Genomic DNA, 16,387 nt, shown 5'->3' with positions numbered 1-16,387 from the left:
TCGATGGCACCGGAACCGCCGAGGCCAACTTGCCTAACCGATGTCGACCACCCGTGCCCATGAGGGCGGCGTGTCCGGCACGTAATCGGGATCGCTCTCGTACGACCGCTTGGTCCTTGAGAACAGCCCCACCACGATGCGGGACGCCGGCCGTTCCTGCGGCCACGGGGTCTGTCCGTCGGTCAGGACCACGATGACGTCCGGCCGCGGGCTCGCCCGCAGCGCCTTGGCGATGCCCGCACGCAGGTCCGTGCCGCCACCGCCCACCAGCGTCATCCCCTCGGCCCGGCACAGCGGTCGCGCGACCCGGGCCGCCGCGTCGCAGGACAGCACGCTGACCAGGTCGCGCCGCCCACCCACGGCGCGGACGATCGCGGCGACCTCCAGCAACGCGCTCCCCAGTTCGGCGTCGCTGACCGACGCGGAGGTGTCGATGACCACGCTGATCCGCGGCGGCCTGCGCCGCAGGCTCGGCAGGATCACGCCGGGCAGGCCGGCCGAGCGCCGCGGCGGCCTGCCGTAGGTGTAGTCCTCGCCCACGCCGGGTCCTGACACCGCCGAGCGGATGGCCGTGCCGAGGAGCTCCCGCCATGGCTGCGGCGGGTGGAAGGCCTCCTCCGCCCACCTCCGCCATCCCTTCGGCGCGTTCCCCGGATGGGCGTTGATGCCCTGTGCCACCCGGAACCGGACCGCCTCCCGCTCGTGGTCGCTGAGCCCGTTCGCGCCCTCCGGCCCGAGATCCCACTCCCGCTCGAGCCCGTCGGCGCCGCTGCCGCAGTCCAGCCAGACCAGACCCTGCGTGTACGGCCCGAGCCGGAACTGGCGCAGATAGTCCTCCATGAGCTCGCCTTCGCGCAGCCCCAGCATCTTCGGCTGGACGGCGCCATCAGGCCAGGCCAGCCCGTCACCGTACACGTCGTCGTTGATCTCGAAGTCGGCGGCGATGTTCATCCGCAGCCGCTCTCCCCGCCCCGTCAGCTCCCGCTCCCGGGCGACCCGGTCGCTGCGGCCGTGATGGTCGCGCAGCAGATGGGAGACCTCGTGCACCCACACGCTCGCCAGCTCCTCGACGGGGGTCCGCGCGACGAACGCCGGTGAGACGTAACACCGCCAGTGCCGGTCCACGGCCATCGTGGGCACGAACCGCGACTCCACCGGATGCAGTGCGAACAGCGCCGTCGCCAGATAGGGACGGGCCCGCGCGGCGTACAACCGGGCGGTGAAGAGCTTGTCGAGGTCCATCAGCCCACCACCCGCGCCGCGACCTCATCCGCCTTCCTGCTCAAGGAGACCACCCCGGCGAGCCTCTCGATCGAGGCCGGCACCTTCCAGTCCGCGCGGCGCAGCGCGGCGAGCGTGGAGGCGGGCACGACCACCAGGTCCGGGGCGCCGGTCTCCAGCGCTCGCGCCAGCAGCGCCCATGCCGCGTCCCACCGGCCCTTCTCCGGTCGCTTCCGCACGGCCGCGACCACACCGTCAAGTACGGCCTGGCGCAGGTCACCCCGCTGGGGCAGCTCGGCCGTCGCCGGGTCGGCCAGCAGCGCCTCGGGGTCGGGAAGGTCCATCCGATCCATGGCGGCAAGCAGCTCCAGCCCAGGCCCGTCTCCCACCGTGCCCCTGACCAGCATGGACAGAACGTCCTTGGACGCGTCGGCCGCGGTGGCGAAGGCGGTCAGGCACAACGCCATCTCCCAGCTGCGAGGCGAGGGCCACGGGCCGCCCCGGTGCGCCTCGTTGTTCGGCAGCCGGTGCACGAGATCGGGGCGGGCGGTGAGGAGCCCGCACACCGCGCGCCGGGCGAACGTCACCGCCTCGGACAGCCGCTCCGGGTCGAGCCACGGCAGGCTCGCGCGCGGCCAGGTCCCGCCGAGGCCGCGTACGACGACATCGTGATCGTGACGCCATTGCAGGTGGACGAACCGGTTCGCGAGCGGCGGGCTCAGCTCCCAGCCATCAGCGGCAGAGGAACGCGGGTTGGCCGCCGCCACGATCCGGACACCTGCCGGGAGCCGCAGGGCCCCGACCCGCCGTTCCAGAACCAGGCGGAGCAGGGCGGCCTGTACGGCGGGCGGTGCCGTGGACAGCTCGTCCAGGAAGAGCAGCCCCCGGCCCGCGCGAACCAGACGTACGGCCCAATCCGGCGGCGCCATCGGGACGCCCTGCACGGCGGGGTCGTCGCCGACCACCGGCAGGCCGGAGAAGTCGGACGGCTCGTGCACGCTGGCGATCACCGTCGTGAGCGGCAGGTTGAGCGCCTCAGCGAGTTGCTGCAGCGCCGCCGTCTTGCCGATCCCCGGCTCCCCCCACAGCAGGACGGGCAGGTCGGCCGCCACGGCCAGGGTCAGGGCCTCCAGCTGCGGGTCGGTACGTGGCTCCGTGGTGGTGTCGCGGAGCAGGGACAGCAGATCGCCGGCGACTTCAAGGCGCGCGGCGTGAACAGAAGAAAGCATGATGAATCACCTTGGAGGTCTAGGAAAGCGTCAAGCGTCAGCGGAATGTGGCGTGGCGCGGGCGTGCCCGGCCCTTAGGGGAGCGGCGATCCGGTCGCTCGACCGGTCCTGGCCCCGACCCGAGCCCGGCGCGGAACAGCCCGTGGTCGATCCGCCGCAGCGCCGCCTCCTCCAGCACGTCGCGCAGCGCGCCCTCGGGCAGCCGCGCACCAGGTCCGAGGAGACCGTCCACGGTGGCCTGAGCACCGGCGGCGTCGCCGTGCTCCAGCCGCGCGCGGACGTCGAGAAGGCACTCCGGGGAGCGGTGGGCCTCCTCGATCAGCCGCAAACAGGGCAACGGGGTGCCGGTCAACTCGGCCAGCAGCTTCTCGCGCCGGATCTCGGTCGCATCGTGATCCAGGGCGACCAGCACGCCGTTCACGAGCGCGATCCTGTGCTGGGCGCCGCGGCACTCGACCGTTCGCGGCCCGTTCTCGCTCTGGTGGCCGCTTGGCGGGGCGTCCGGCGAATGACCGGGACCGCTTGGCCGGCGCCCCGGCGAATGACCGGGGCCGCTTGGCCGGGCGTCCGGCGAATGACCGGGGCCGCTTGGCCGGGCGTCCGGCGAATGACCGGGGCCGCTTGGCCGGGCGTCCGGCGAATGACCGGGTACGAGCGCCGCTGCGACGAGCGGGTGCAGCCGGTCGGCCTCGATCAGCCCGGCACGCAGCAACGCCAGGTCGGGCAGCACCCAGGTCGCCGCATCAGGCAGGACCGGCGGCGGCGCGGGTCCTTCGTTTCCGGTCCGGGACGCGTCCACCTCGACGATCACCTGACGCCGCCCGCCGACCCGGACGGCGACCGTACCCCCATCCCGCCCCTCGGCACGCAGCAGCAACCGGGCCTCGGCCGGCCACCGATCGACGGCCCAGCCCCGTGCGTGCGGCGCCGTTTCGGAACGGGTACGCAGCTCACCGGCCCGGCGCGCATCCCACAGGTGGCGATGCAGGTCGAGGCGGAAGCGTCGATGCGGATGAGGGTGCGGATGGGGATGCGGTCCGGCCCGGGAACCGTCCCAGAGCGCCAGGCTGAACCGCTGACCGGCATCCGCCCAGGCCGGCGGAGTCCTGGCCACGAGGTGAACCGCGTTGTCCCCCTCGTGGTACCGGGCCAGCGAGAGGGTCAGGCCCGGACGTATCAGGCCGTTGGGAGCGATCCTCGGCATGTGCCAGCGCAGCAGGTCGGGTGCCAGGTGGCGGAGGTCGGTCCGGAGCTGGGCGGCCAGTTCGTGGCCGTGGAGGCGCGCTATGTGGCGCAGGTTGAGATCGACGTCCACGTGTGCTGCCGCGCACGCTGCTGCCCAGTCTCCGGTGGTACGGCGGGCGGTCGCTGACTCGATCATGGAGGGCGGCACGGCGAACTCGCGCACGCGCAGCCAGAGGGTAAGGCGGGGATCCTCGTTCGGGGTCGAGTGCGGCATCAGCACTCACCTTGCGTGAACGGGGCCCCCAATCTGAGGTAGGAGGTATTCATCGTGATCAGCGTAGCGTCTTCCGGTCCGCGCGAGAAGGGCGGCTCCGGCAGGAGCGGTCGGCGCCAGGCGTTTCACGCCCGCTCTGGGGCACGTCATACGTCCACGGCGTCCTCGGCCTCCCAGCGCAGCAGGTCGCCCGGCTGGCACTGGAGCACCTCGCAGAGCGCAGCGAGCGTCGTGAAGCGCACCGCCTTGGCGCGGCCGTTCTTGAGTACCGCCAGGTTGGCGGGCGTGATCCCCACGCGGTCCGCGAGCTCGCCCACGGACATCTTCCGCCTGGCCAGCATCACGTCGATGTCGACGGCGATCGGCATCAGATCACCTCGTCCAACTCGGCCTGCATCTGCGCCGCTTCGGCGTCGCGCGCGACGGCCTGGGCGAGCAGCATCCGCAGCACGAGCACGATGAGCGCGACCCCCAGGATGGCCACGCCGATCCCGCCCATGATGACGGTGACACCCGGGTCGGCCCGCTGGCCCGGCGCATTGAGGGCCGTGACCGCGAACCACAGGAGGGCAGCCGCCACGATCGCGCCGATCACGGCGTCCACGTACCGGAAGGCGGCGTGGGAGAACACGGTTCCGCGTCGCACCATCGCCACCAGCCGCCATACGCTGACCAGGGCGACCTGGCCCGACACCATGCCCAGAATCGTGATCACGCGCAGCGCGGTCAGCGGGAGCGACCCGTCCTCCGGGTCGCTCCCGCTGACCAATACCCAGACCATCAATGCCTGTACGAGCACGGTGCCGACAAGCAACACCACGAGCACGGCGCGCAGCGCACGCACTGCCAGCTTTCCCATGACCCATCCTCCATCGAGTTACGATGAGAATCTATCGAATTTCGATAGGCGAAGCAAGGTGGGACGGAGGGTGGGCGGCGCTTGCGCACCGTGGAGGGACGCCGTCGCCTCCTCCCATGACCACAGGTAAGTCACCTACCCCCGCTGGCTTTGGCCGGCTCGCTTCTCCCGCATCTCGGCTTCGTCGGCGGACATGGTGAGGCCGCCGCCGCTCAGGCTCAGGGAACGAACCGCCTCAGGGACTCCTGTCAACCGTGGATCGGTGGCGCCATGGAAGGCGGTGCCACTCACCTGGAAAAGACGAGGACTCTCGAGCTCCAACCCACACAAGTCCCAGACTCCATCCCGCTCAGCCTGAGGACGGGGCGGCACGGCCAACTGGACCAGAGCCGAGCCGGCGTGTGGATGTTCATACCGGGTGTGCGCAGCCACGTATTTGGCCAGCCGCAGCTCTGATCCCGCAGGCAGATCGGAGACCGGCCCTGCCGCCGGCTCGGAGCCCTGCCCCATCGGCGGCATCAACGAGTTGACCCACTCTCGGGTCGTCCCGTGGACCTTGCCGTCGAGATCGCGCAGGCGGCCCGCGAACCAGGGAGCCAGGTCGGGTCCTCCTTTCCGTACCCAGTCTTCGACCAGCTGACGGAATGCCTCCTCACGCCGGCTCGCCCGGCGATGCGCGCTTGCGGCGCGGATGGACTCCCCCGCGCCGGTGAACGCCCGGCACAGAGGCCGGACCGGGATCTGACCGGCAAGGTGGGCGTGGCGCACCATGCGGATCTCCAGCATCGCCTGGTGCAGGATCGTCGCAGCGGCCAACGGGCCGCCGTCCAGCGGTTCCTGCCGTCGCGACGGCTGTGTCCGACGAGATGGCCGCGGGCCGGTCGGGGTTCGCGCATCGAGAGCACGGCCGGCCGCGGACAGGTGCCAGGCCAGGTCGTCCGGATGGACGGTGGCACGAACCGCACGCAGCACGCCAGGAAAGCGCGCACCTACGCCTACGTCTTCGCCGACCCGTCCGCGCCCACCCCCAGCGGACAGCCCCTGCCTGCCCACGTCCGCCCCGCGACCGCGCACGGAGCCGAGACCTTCTACCTGTTCGACTTCCCCGATAGCTCAGGTCTCACCACCGACCAGCGGCGCCTGGCCGCTCGGATCGTCGGCTACTGGACCCGGTTCGTCCGGACCGGCGACCCCGACGGGGCGGGCAGCACGACCTGGCCCCGTCTCGACACCGCCGACCGCGCGCTCGACCTCGCTCCGGAGTCGGTACAACCGATCAACATGAAGAACGCTCACCACTGCGGTCTCTGGTTCTGACGGCTGGATCTCGACCGAGACGCCTCAGCGTGAAAGCTTCCGAGATTGCGCCATCCGGGTTGCCTCAGGAGCCCGAATCCGCTTCCGAGATTACGAAGCGCCGTCCGGGCGCTCGCCCCACCCGGCTCCCGCCCGTCTACGGCACCGTGCTCGGCGAGTACGCCGCGGCGCTGGAGCGCGCGCCGCTGTCGGATGAGACCCGGCGCACCTACCGCTCCCGGGTGCGCATGTTCCTGTCCTGGCTGGCCGATCACGCCGCCAGCTATTCCGCCGATCCTCTCGCCGATCGGCAGGCGCGGGACTGGGCGGTGCGCGACTACCGGATGTGGCTGCTGCGCGACGGCCCCGCCAAGCGCAGCCGCGTCTACGTCAACTCCGCTCTCACCGCACTGGACGACTTCCACGTCCGCCGAGGCTTGGGCAAGGCCGACGTCGCCCGCGAAGACCTGCCCAAAAGCGCGCCGCGCGCGCTGGAGGAGCGCGCCCGCATCCGCTGGCTGCGCGCCGTGGAGGCGCATCTGTCGCCCCGGGGTCGGTGCATCGCGCTGATCCCGTACTACGCCGGCGCGCGCATCAGTGAGGTCGTCCGGCTCGACGTCGGCGACGTCCAGATGTCGGCCCGCAAGGGCCGGCTGCGTCTGTACGGCAAGGGCGGCAAATTCCGCGAGGTCGACATCCACCCCAAGCTCCGCACCGAGCTGCAGCGCTGGCTCGATGAACGCCCCAACTGGCCCCAAGCCGACGACAACCGCGCCCTGTTCCTCAACGCCAAAGGCGGACGGCTGACCGCCCACGCCGCCGGCGGCATCATCGCAGAGATCGCCCAGACGGCCGCACTGGACGATCCCACCACGGCGCACGTCCTGCGCCACACGCTCGCCACCACGCTGGTACGCGGCAGAACCGACCGGGACTGCTCGCCGATCACCTGCGTACCACTGGTGATGAAACCGTCCGCCAGGCCCTCGCCTCCGGGCAGACCATCCGCCGCGGCCACGGCTACTCGGTCCGCATCACGGCCCCGCTCACACTCCATCGCGCCGCGCTGGAGCAGAGCGCCGCCCTTGCCGAGGCCGGCCCGACCGAGCGCAAGGCGCACCGCGTGTACGCCGCCCGTGTCACAGCCGGTCAGGCCACCCGACTGCATCCGTCATGACCTGCGAAAACCCTTCGGCGAGACGCATTTGAACGGAAAGTCACGGCAAGCCGCTCAACGCTGTTCTGGCTAACGGGACTTATCGTTCGGATGCTCGTACCTGCCAAACCACACCCCCCCACTAGCGCCAGGGCATGTGCTGGAGGCACCAGGTATTGCCGTCCGGGTCGGCGAAGTACGCGTAGAGCACGCCGCCGGAGTCCTCGATCTCGCTGATCTCGACGCCACGCTCGACGAGTTGAGCGCGGGATGCCTCGATGTCGGCTACCACGAGGTGCAGACCGCGAAGGGTTCCTGGGGGCATGTCGAGTGTGGGTAGGCCTTCGGCGAGGGTGATCGAGCATGCCGAACCGGGCGGAGTGAGTTGGACGACGCGGATACCGGGCTTCGGGTTGACGTCGACGTCGAGGCGGAACCCGAGTTGGTCTTGGTAGAAGGCTTTGGCCCGTTCGATGTCGGTGGCCGGCACTGGCACGAGTTCCAGCAGCAGCGTGCCAGGTGGTACAGGCGGGTTGCCGGAGTCCTCGGGAACTTCCCGGAGGTCGGTCGGGATCTCGGTGACTGGGGCGGGTGCGTCGGTCATGGATGGTGCCTTTCGTTGGGGAGCTGTGGTGGCAGTGTGGCGAGTACAGCGGCGAGGCGGTCGTATCCTTCGCCGGCGCCGCGTTGCATGGAACTGCGCACGACCATGTCGCGAATTTCGGGCGAGGAGTACTGCGCGGTGACGGTCATGGTGGTGTGTCCGTCTGTCTCGTCCAGAACGGTAGTGACCAGTGCCGCGCCGTCGGCCCAGTCACGGTGGATCTCGGTCTGTGTGAGGCGTACAGGCGGCACGACCTCACGGAACAGCCCGTGTAGTTCCATCTCGGAGCCACCCGGCCCTGTTGAGACGAACCGCCACACACCGCCTGGGCGTAGGTCGACCTCGCAAACGGTGAGCTGCCAGCCGCGGGCGCCGTGCCAGCGGCGGAGCAGTTCCGGCTCGGTGAGCGCGGCGAAGACCAGCGGCGCGGGAGCGGCGAAGGTCCGGGTGAGGACGAGGTCGGTGGCCCCGGACGCGACGACGTGCAGCCCGAGGCCGGGGTGCGGGGAGGTCACGTTTTGCCGTCCTGCATGTCGTCCAGCAGGGCATCCAGTCGCTGATAGCTCGATTCCCAGTAGTCGCGGTAGTCGGCCAGCCAGTCTGTGGCCGTCTTGAGCGGCTCGGCCACCAGCCGGCATGGCCGGCGTTGTGCGTCGCGGCCGCGGCTGATCAGGCCTGCCCGTTCGAGCACGCGCAGGTGTTTGGAGACGGCGGGCTGGCTCATCGCGAACGGCGCGGCCAGCTCGGTGACCGTGGCGTCACCGGCCGCGAGCCGGGCCAGGATGGCCCGTCGGGTGGGGTCGGCGAGCGCCGCGAACGTCGCGTCCAGCCTGTCGCTTGCAACCATTTCCATAACCCTCCGGTTCCATAACCTGATGGTTTTATATGTGCTAGTGTCCGGCTTTGTCAAGATCGCGGATGCTCTGGGGGTAACTATGGGAAAGGTCTTCACACAGGCGTCGGTCTCGCTGGACGGGTACATCTCCGGCCCCGGCCAGTCAGGCTTCGACAAGCTGTTCGCCTGGTGCACGGCAGGCACCGTGGCCACGCCAACGGCCGATCCGGACCGGCTGACCTACCGCACCTCCGAGGCAACGGCCCGCTACCTGCGCGGACTCCAGGAGACGCTCGGAGCCTGTGTCGTCGGCCGGAACCTGTTCGACCTCACCGCGGGCTGGGACGGGCGACACCCGAGCGGCGTACCGGTGTTCGTTGTCAGCCATCGCCCACCACCATCCGACTGGGCGGCTACGACGCCGTTCACGTTCGTCAGTGACGGCGTGGAGAACGCGATCGCGCGGGCTCGCGAGGTGGCCGGGCATCGCGACGTCGGCGTCGGTCCCGGCGGCACCGTGGCCGACGCGTTGAGGGCCGGCCTGCTCGACGAGTTGCGGATGGACGTCGTGCCAGTGGTACTCGGCGGCGGCACGCCTGTGCTGGCCGGGCTCAACGCCACAGCACCGATCGGCTTCGAGCAGGTGGAGGTTATCGAGGGAATCGGTGTGACTCACATGATCTATCGCCGCGCGCCCCAGAGGCCGGTGTAATGCAAGAGATCCGCTTCTGTCGCTGACTGGCAACCGACCTGCGCGAGTGACTGATCAAGTGAGGGGGCCCCACTCGGGTTCGCATCACCATCCGCAAAGTAGCGCTGAGCGGCCAGCTCGGTAGTGACGTTGTCGGTCCACCCGTCGGTCATACCGGCACCCCAGCCCGGGTGCACAGGGAAAGCCGCAACGACCCGGCTGGCTTCCTCCAGCCGCTCGAAGCCCGGTAAGCCCGATGCCGGGGTCAGCTTCGCCGTGGCAGGGTCGATGACCATCGCCGTGCCATTGGTGTTCCAGGACTCAACCGCTCGCCAAGTCTGTCCGTTGGCGCCGCTGCCGTCGTAGCGAGCGACCCAACCTGTGGGCGTGAAATCCATTCGGCCAGTCTCCGCCATGAGCGCCGGCGGCGATGGTGGCGTCGTTGGCCGCGCCACGCAGGCAGTGAATTATTCCGATGTCCATTGCGGAAATTTGATGATCGCTGAGCGCGATTCCAAACCGCCCAGGCGGTGGGCTTCTGAGCATTTCGGCATGTGCACACCGGACCGTTCGTGAGCAGGTTCTCTGCGCATACGGCGACTGAGCTGGTCACCGTCGGCGGTGTCCGCGGCGGCGGGCTTCACGCCGTAGGGCTTTACACGGATACCTACTGTCGAAGGTCGGTCGTCGCGGGACCGGCTGGGACGGCGGGGGTTCGAGGCCATGTCCAGGCGCAGCGCAGGACGAAGGCCAGGAGCAGCACCTCGACTCCGATGGAGAGGCCGTAGAAAAAGGCCCACTCCCAGGACTCCCCTACCGCGTTGACCACCGAGTAGGGGATGTAGAGCAATGCAACGACGAGGTTCGTGGCGCGGTTCACCTGGGCGGGCAGCGTCATGGAGAGCATCACCATCAGGGCCGGGATCGCCACGGACGCGAGCATCATGGTCAACACCGTCGGGCTGATGTCGAACTCAAAGACGACGCCGGCGCGGAGGTTGTCGATGACGCCAGGCTTGTGGAGGTGGAAGTAGTCGACGTAGATGTAGAGGAACATGAAGCTGGTCCATGCGGCGGCGAGCTTGGCCTGCACGGGGATCGGCGGGTTGTCGAGCAGGTTCGGGGTTTTCGTTCGTATGGTCATCGGTTCTTCTTTCGAGAGGAGCGGTCCGTCCGCCGGTGTGGCGGCAGGTTTGGGTGTGTACGCACGGGTTGGGTCGTTCTCGTCGGTCCGGTCGTCAGACGGTGACGACGACCTTCCCTCGGGTGTGGCCGGCCGCGACGTAGCGGAGGGCGTCGGCTGCTTCGTCGAGGGGGTAGGTGCGGTCGATGACGGGCGAGATCTGCCCGGTCGTGAGCAGGTCGGCCAGGGTGAGCAGGTCTTGGCGTTTCGCGACCGACGTGAAGGGCTTCAGCTGCTGACGGGTGAACCCGGACAGCACGCGCGCCTTGACGATCCGACCGATGGGGCCGAGCCAGCGGCCGCCGCGTCCGCTGTTGGGGATGAGGGTGCCGGTGGGCGTCAGCGCTCGGCGGACAGCCGCCAGCGGCTTCGCTTCCACGTTGTCGAGGATGACGTCGTAGCGCTTCTCGGTGCGGGTGAAGTCGGTTCTCGTGTAGTCAACGACATGGTCGGCACCGAGCGACCGGACCAAGTCGACGTTGCGGGTGCTGCACACACCCGTTACCTCGGCGCCAAACGCCTTGGCGATCTGTACGGCGAAGGAGCCCACGCCGCCCGACGCTCCCGTGACCAGCACTGTCTGGCCCGGTCGAACGTTCGCGATGTCGCGCAATGCCTGCAACGCCGTCATGGCCGACGTGGGCACCGCTGCCGCGTCCACGACCGACAGGTTGGCAGGCGCGGACACGAGGTTGTCCGCCGGGACGCGGGCGTACTCCGCGAGCGTTCCAGCGGTGCTCCAGCCGAACACCTCGTCGCCGGGGCGGAGAGCGGTGACATCCTTCCCGACCGCTGCCACCACGCCGGCGAGATCCCTGCCAGGGATGCCGTGACGCGGCCGGCGGAGCCCGAACGCCAGGCGCACCACGTACGGCACACCGGTCATCACGAAGTAGTCGCCAGGATGTACCGAGGCCGCGCCCACCTGAACGAGCACATCGCCTCGACCGGGCAGCGGTCGCTCGACCTCGGACGACTCGAGCACTGAGGGCGGGCCGTAGCGGTGCTGGACGGCGGCCCGCATCGTCGCCGCCCCGGCCGGACTAGACCCCGGCACCAGGCGTGCTCCGGCATTCGATCGCTGTTCGATTCCCACCGGGAGCCTCCTCATGTCCGAGCTGCGACTCTCGCAGGCTCGTGCACCGTTCTTCGTACGCTGTACTTCGTACGCTGTACTATGATAGTACGCTGTACGATTGTCAAGCCGTTCGAGAGCGAGGAGAACCGTGTCTGCGAGGGAACAACGCCAGGTCGCGTCAGACGCGGGGCTGAGCAAGCAGCGGGTGGTGGTCGAGGCGGTCCGGCTCGCCGACCGCGAGGGGGTCGACGGGCTGAGCATGCGCCGGCTGGCTGGCGCGCTCGGCGCGGGCGCGATGTCGCTCTACTACTACGTGGCGAGCAAGGAGGAGTTGCTGGACGCCATGATCGACATCGTTTTCGAGGAGATCGAGCTCCCGCCCGAAGAGACCGACTGGCAGTCGGCGATGCGACGGGAGGCGGTATCCACCCGACAGGTTCTCGCGCGCCACCCGTGGGCGATCGGCCTGATGGAGTCGCGGACATCGCCGGGGCCTGCGAACCTCCGCCACCGCGAGGCGGTCACCGCCTGCCTGCGGAGGGCTGGCTTCTCGGTCTTGATGGCGACGCACGCCAATTGGTTGCTCAACAGCTATGTCTACGGTTTCGCCCTGCAGGAAGCCAGCCTGCAGTTCGACACCGCCGATGAGTTCGCGGACATGACCGAGGACGTCTTCCTGCCCCAGCTTCCTCCTGACGAGTTCCCCTTCCTCAACGAGTCCGCCGCGGCGCTCGTCGCTGCCGGCTACGACCCGGCGGAGGAGTTCATCTTCGGCCTCGACCTCGTCCTAGCCGCCCTGGAGCCCCTGAGAGCCTCCGCATAGCGACGCTCACGGACCGTCGCGCGGCCCCCTGCACCGCAGTTCCGATCCATAAGAGGGTTTCCTGACGATCTTGCGACCAGGGGCCAAGAAGTTGAACTTGGTTGAGGAGTAGACGGCTCACGCCCGAGCAAGCCGAGCTCCGACAGCGGCTGCAGGACCTGGTCCTGCAACCCACTCATCAGGACGACCCGGACGCAGGATCCGCAACTACCGCGCAAGCGCGGTGAGCAGCCGCTCGCGCTGCGCCTGCTCCAGGCCGCCGATCCGGCACTTCACCTCGACCCCGCAGATCGCCATCAACGCGCGGCGACCTGCGCCGGACCATAACCAGGCATCGCTCGCAACACCTGAACGACCCTCGTCTTCTTGACGAGAGTCTCCTCGGGGGGCAGACCAAGTACGGGAGAAAGGGATAGTGGAGCGTTGAGGCGCTGCTCAGAGGGTTTGTTTGTCGGATGATGTGACGCTCCGCTTGGGTTTGGTTGAGGTTTGATGAACACGGTCGTTCGGCAGGGTTGATCACAGCTACGGTTTCGGCGTCCTGGATGCCGGGATCGAGGCGAGGGACGGCCCTGGGATGACGTGGATCGAGCGGACCGCCTACCCGCAGTTCAAGCGGCTGACGTCGGCGCGGGTGCTGCACGTGTTCTTCACGCCGCTGCCGGAGGAGGGGCCTGGGCCGAACAGCGCACCGGCAGCCCCGAGTCGTGCTTCGCGCTGGTGCTGGCGTTGAAGTGCTTTCAGAAGATGGCGCGTTTCCCGTCCTCGGACGAAATCCCCGAGGTGGTGATCGACCACGTCCGGCGCTGCCTGGAGTTGGCCGACGACGTCTGGCCAGACCACGGGTCGTCTCCGAGCGCGAAGGCGCATCGCAAGCTGGTGCGCCAGCGTCAGGGCGTGAAGTACGACGCGGGCCGGGTCCGGGCGATTGCCGCGGTGGCGATCCGGAAGGCGGCCCAGGCCAAGAACAACCCGGCGGACCTGATCAACGTAGAGATCGAGGAGTTGCTCCGGCTCCGGCTGGAACTGCTCGGGTACACGACGCTGGAGGCCCTGGCCACCAGCATCCGCGCCGAGGTGAACGCCGCCATCTTCGCCACGATCCTGCGGCGGATGAGTGAGGCGGGCCAGGCCCGGATGGAGGGTTTGCTCGTTGTCGGGCCGGACGGCAAATCGACGTTCAACCGGCTCAAGAAGCCCGCCCAGCGGGCCACCTGGTCGCGATTCCGCGAGCAGGTGAAATGGCTGGATCGGGTGGACGCGCTGGGCGACACCGACGCGTGGCTGGAGGGCATCGCGCCGTCGAAGATCGCGGATTTCGCGGGTGAGGCCGACGCTCAGGACGCCGACACCTTGTCGCGCTATGACGCGGTCAAGCAGGTGGCGTTGCTGGCGTGCCTGACGCACACCGCCCGGATGCGGGCGCGCGATGACCTGGCCAAGATGTTGTGCAAGCGGATGGTGGCCCACGTCAAGCGGGCCAGGGCGGAGTTGGAGGAGATCCGCGCCCGGCAGCGTGCGGGCAGCGAGCGGCTGATTGGCACCTACCGTCAGGTGCTGGAACGTCTCGACCCTGGCAGCGAGACCTCGGCCGCCGGACGCGAGGCGGTGGCGCGGGCCATGGAGGCGCTGACCTCGTGCGCCGGTAACGCCGGGCAGGTCCAGGCGCTGGGCGAGATGCTGTCGGCGCTCGTGGTGCAGACCGTACGGGCCGCGGTGGAGCAGGCCGGCGGGTTCGCCGCGCAGCTGGCCGACATCGAGGAGGTGGCCGCCTTCCACGGCGACGCGCACGAACTGCTGGTGTACCGGTTCTTCAAGAAGGACCGGCCGGCGCTGTTCGAGCTGGCGGGCAAGCTGCGGCTGAAGGCCACCTCCAGCGACGATTCGGTGCTGGCCGCGCTGGCGCACGCCCGCGAGCACTCACCCAAGCGGCGCGACTTCATCCCGCTGCCCCCGGCGGTGGAGGAGGACGTCCCGGAGTCGGGCATCGCGTTCGCCTCGGGCAACTGGCGGCGCGCGGTGACCGACCGCAGACGGCCCGGCATGGTGGCGCGCCGGCACTTCGAGGCGATGGTGTTCTGCTACCTGGCCGAGGAACTGCGCACCGGCGACGTGGCCGTGCTCGGCTCGAACGAGTACGCCGACTGGGGCGCCCACCTGCCCTGGGAAGAATGCCAGCCGAAACTGGCCGCCTTCTGCGAGAAGGTCGGGCTGCCCGACACCCCCGCCGGTTTCGTCGCTCACCTCAAGGACGCCCATCTGAGCGCGGCCGCGCACCTGGACGCCGGCTACCTCGACAACGCCGACCTGGTCATCGACGAGGGTGGTGTGCCCACCCTCAAGCGCCGCCGCGGCAAGGGCAGCGATGCGGAGGCCGAGCGGCTGGCGGCCGAGATCGAGCGGCGCATGCCCGAACGCTCGCTGCTGTCGATCGTCGCGCGCACCGCCCACTGGCTCACCTGGTATCGCCACTTCGGCCCCGCTTCCGGCTCCGACCCCAAGATCAAGGACAAGCTGGGGCGGTACTCGCCGGCGGTGTTCACCGGCGGCATCAACATCAGCCCGTACGAGGCGGCCAAGCACATCGCCGGGGTCACCGCCCGCGAGCTGTCCATGGTCCGCAACCGGCACGTCACTCTGAAGAAGCTGAACGCCGCGATCGCGGATGTGATCAATGCCTTCGCCGAGCTGGACGTGGTCAAGGCCTGGGGGGATGGCAGCACGGTGGCCGCCGACGGCACCCAGGTGGACACCTACATCCAGCCCTCTACGGTGCACGCCGACACCCAGGGCCAGAACTTCCCGGTCTTCGCCCTGGCGACCTTGTTCGGGTTCGACCTGATGCCGCGCATCCGCAACTTCAAGGACCTGATCTTCTTCCGCGCCTCAGAGAAGATCGTCTACCCGCACATCGATCAGCTGTTCGGCGAGAGCGGCCGAGGCGTCATCGACTGGAAGCTGATCGAGAAGCACTGGATCGACCTGATGCAGGTGGCGATCTCCATCAGCGAGGGCCGCCTCAGCTCGGTCACACTGATGCGGCGGCTGCGGTCCAACTCCCGCAAGAACCGCATCTACAAGGCCTTCCGCGAGGTCGGCCGCAGCGTACGCACCGTCGCCCTGCTCCGGTATCTGGCCGACCCGGCGCTGCGAGCGCGGGTCACCGCGGCGACCAACAAGGTCGAGTCCTACAACGGCTTCGCCAAGTGGCTCGGCTTCGGCGGTGTGCTGGCCGACAACGACCCCGAAGAGCAGGAGAAACTGATCAAATTCAACACCCTGCTGGCCAACCTGGTCGTCTTCCACAACGCCCTGGACATCTCCGACGTCGCGCGGCAGCTGTTCGCCGAAGGCTGGCAGATCACCGCCGACCAGCTCGGCCAGATCGCCCCCTACCTGCGCGCCCACATCAGCCGCTTCGGCGCGTACGCCATCGACGAACTACGTCACCGGCCGGATCCGTTCGATCCCCTGCTGAAAGAGGTCGACTTCACCGACGTCGAACTGGCCGCTTGATCGCCCAGCCGTTGGCGAACGTGCTGGGGCCAGGTCTCGATGTGGTGAAGCGGCCCGCGCCGAGGCCGCCGAACTGCGGGAACGCGCCGTGGCAGCGGAGCTTCGGGCAGGCTGAGTACCGACCGGCCAGGGCTGGGTGCGGCAGGTCGTCGAGTCGGTCAACGAGACCTTCAAGTTCAAGGGGCAGCTCAACCTCGAACAGCACCACGGCCGCACACCCGCTGGCGTCGTCGTCCGCGTCATGCAGCGGATCCTCACGCTGACCACCGCCATCTGGCACAACGACCAGAGCGGACAGCCCGTCCTGCGCTCACGGCCCTTGCCCCCGATGTGTGGACACCTTGAGTACCGGATGATGGAGATCCGGAGACAAGGAGTTCCACGTGGCGATGAAGTCGTACCCGCCGGAGTTCAAGGCGGACGCCGTCGCGTTGTAT

18 protein-coding genes and 1 pseudogene are annotated in these 16,387 nt (G+C 69.1%); 7 read left to right on the top strand and 12 right to left on the bottom strand.

The window, feature by feature from the left end; all coding sequences use genetic code 11:
- Positions 1-33: 33 nt before the first annotated feature.
- From ACFKCF_RS49500 to ACFKCF_RS49475, 6 genes are all read right to left on the bottom strand, one after another.
- On the bottom strand, positions 34-1,242 hold the full coding sequence (locus tag ACFKCF_RS49500) for a VWA-like domain-containing protein (RefSeq protein WP_394502742.1): 1,209 nt from the start codon (positions 1,240-1,242) through the stop codon (positions 34-36).
- Positions 1,242-2,450: an AAA family ATPase gene (locus ACFKCF_RS49495; protein WP_394502740.1), complete on the bottom strand. Its 1,209-nt coding sequence runs from the start codon at positions 2,448-2,450 to the stop codon at positions 1,242-1,244. Before ACFKCF_RS49495 ends, ACFKCF_RS49500 begins: the two co-directional genes overlap by 1 nt.
- A 37-nt stretch (positions 2,451-2,487) precedes the next feature.
- Positions 2,488-3,909, bottom strand: coding sequence for a hypothetical protein (locus ACFKCF_RS49490; protein ID WP_394502738.1), 1,422 nt, complete (start codon positions 3,907-3,909; stop codon positions 2,488-2,490).
- Positions 3,910-4,055: 146 nt separating this feature from the next.
- On the bottom strand, positions 4,056-4,277 hold the full coding sequence (locus ACFKCF_RS49485; RefSeq protein ID WP_394502737.1) for a helix-turn-helix domain-containing protein: 222 nt from the start codon (positions 4,275-4,277) through the stop codon (positions 4,056-4,058).
- Entirely contained in the window at positions 4,277-4,768 is a 492-nt protein-coding gene (locus ACFKCF_RS49480) for a DUF2975 domain-containing protein (RefSeq protein WP_394502736.1), read from the bottom strand. Before ACFKCF_RS49480 ends, ACFKCF_RS49485 begins: the two co-directional genes overlap by 1 nt.
- Before the next feature lie 135 nt (positions 4,769-4,903).
- Positions 4,904-5,584 (bottom strand): hypothetical protein, encoded by a 681-nt coding sequence (locus ACFKCF_RS49475; RefSeq protein WP_394502734.1) that lies wholly within the window; start codon positions 5,582-5,584, stop codon positions 4,904-4,906.
- 126 nt (positions 5,585-5,710) lie between these two features.
- On the opposite strand from ACFKCF_RS49475, the gene ACFKCF_RS49470 reads away from it, so the two are divergent.
- Entirely contained in the window at positions 5,711-6,085 is a 375-nt protein-coding gene (locus ACFKCF_RS49470; RefSeq protein WP_394502732.1) for a carboxylesterase family protein, read from the top strand.
- A 29-nt stretch (positions 6,086-6,114) separates the two neighbouring features.
- Positions 6,115-7,314 (top strand): tyrosine-type recombinase/integrase, encoded by a 1,200-nt coding sequence (locus ACFKCF_RS49465; protein ID WP_394502730.1) that lies wholly within the window; start codon positions 6,115-6,117, stop codon positions 7,312-7,314.
- A gap of 48 nt (positions 7,315-7,362) precedes the next feature.
- On the opposite strand, the gene ACFKCF_RS49460 is transcribed toward ACFKCF_RS49465, so the two are convergent.
- The 3 genes from ACFKCF_RS49460 to ACFKCF_RS49450 are packed head-to-tail and all read right to left on the bottom strand — an operon-like array spanning position 7,363 to position 8,671.
- On the bottom strand, positions 7,363-7,824 hold the full coding sequence (locus ACFKCF_RS49460; protein ID WP_394502728.1) for a VOC family protein: 462 nt from the start codon (positions 7,822-7,824) through the stop codon (positions 7,363-7,365).
- The gene (locus ACFKCF_RS49455; protein WP_394502726.1) at positions 7,821-8,339 is read right to left on the bottom strand and encodes an SRPBCC family protein; all 519 of its coding nucleotides are present in this window, start codon (positions 8,337-8,339) and stop codon (positions 7,821-7,823) included. The genes ACFKCF_RS49460 and ACFKCF_RS49455 overlap by 4 nt, the downstream gene beginning before the upstream one ends.
- Positions 8,336-8,671 (bottom strand): ArsR/SmtB family transcription factor, encoded by a 336-nt coding sequence (locus ACFKCF_RS49450; protein WP_394502724.1) that lies wholly within the window; start codon positions 8,669-8,671, stop codon positions 8,336-8,338. The genes ACFKCF_RS49455 and ACFKCF_RS49450 overlap by 4 nt, the downstream gene beginning before the upstream one ends.
- A gap of 88 nt (positions 8,672-8,759) precedes the next feature.
- Between ACFKCF_RS49450 and ACFKCF_RS49445 the strand changes: the two genes are divergently transcribed.
- Positions 8,760-9,371 (top strand): dihydrofolate reductase family protein, encoded by a 612-nt coding sequence (locus tag ACFKCF_RS49445; RefSeq protein ID WP_103964965.1) that lies wholly within the window; start codon positions 8,760-8,762, stop codon positions 9,369-9,371.
- Here the strand turns inward: ACFKCF_RS49445 and ACFKCF_RS49440 are convergent.
- The 3 genes from ACFKCF_RS49440 to ACFKCF_RS49430 all read right to left on the bottom strand — a co-directional run bounded on the left by ACFKCF_RS49440 (position 9,341) and on the right by ACFKCF_RS49430 (position 11,557).
- Positions 9,341-9,748, bottom strand: coding sequence for a hypothetical protein (locus ACFKCF_RS49440; protein ID WP_394502723.1), 408 nt, complete (start codon positions 9,746-9,748; stop codon positions 9,341-9,343). The two genes, ACFKCF_RS49445 and ACFKCF_RS49440, sit on opposite strands and share 31 nt — an antisense overlap.
- Before the next feature lie 269 nt (positions 9,749-10,017).
- A complete protein-coding gene (locus ACFKCF_RS49435) occupies positions 10,018-10,494 on the bottom strand; it encodes a DUF6326 family protein (protein ID WP_394502721.1) in 477 nt (158 codons plus the stop codon).
- 94 nt (positions 10,495-10,588) lie between these two features.
- Entirely contained in the window at positions 10,589-11,557 is a 969-nt protein-coding gene (locus ACFKCF_RS49430) for an NAD(P)-dependent alcohol dehydrogenase (protein ID WP_394502719.1), read from the bottom strand.
- A 262-nt stretch (positions 11,558-11,819) separates the two neighbouring features.
- On the opposite strand from ACFKCF_RS49430, the gene ACFKCF_RS49425 reads away from it, so the two are divergent.
- The 4 genes and pseudogenes from ACFKCF_RS49425 to ACFKCF_RS49410 all read left to right on the top strand — a co-directional run.
- Positions 11,820-12,434: a TetR/AcrR family transcriptional regulator C-terminal domain-containing protein gene (locus ACFKCF_RS49425; protein WP_394502717.1), complete on the top strand. Its 615-nt coding sequence runs from the start codon at positions 11,820-11,822 to the stop codon at positions 12,432-12,434.
- 577 nt (positions 12,435-13,011) lie between these two features.
- Complete coding sequence (locus ACFKCF_RS49420; RefSeq protein ID WP_394502715.1) at positions 13,012-13,167, top strand: hypothetical protein; 156 nt, start codon at positions 13,012-13,014, stop codon at positions 13,165-13,167.
- Positions 13,155-15,950, top strand: coding sequence for a Tn3 family transposase (locus ACFKCF_RS49415; protein ID WP_394502713.1), 2,796 nt, complete (start codon positions 13,155-13,157; stop codon positions 15,948-15,950). The genes ACFKCF_RS49420 and ACFKCF_RS49415 overlap by 13 nt, the downstream gene beginning before the upstream one ends.
- A 136-nt stretch (positions 15,951-16,086) precedes the next feature.
- A pseudogene (locus ACFKCF_RS49410) lies at positions 16,087-16,387 on the top strand (hypothetical protein); the annotation flags it as partial.

Source organism: Nonomuraea sp. JJY05, assembly GCF_043496855.1.
GTDB lineage: Bacteria > Actinomycetota > Actinomycetes > Streptosporangiales > Streptosporangiaceae > Nonomuraea.
The sequence above is the reverse complement of the archived record's forward strand: the minus strand, read 5'-3'. Positions and strand labels throughout refer to the sequence as shown.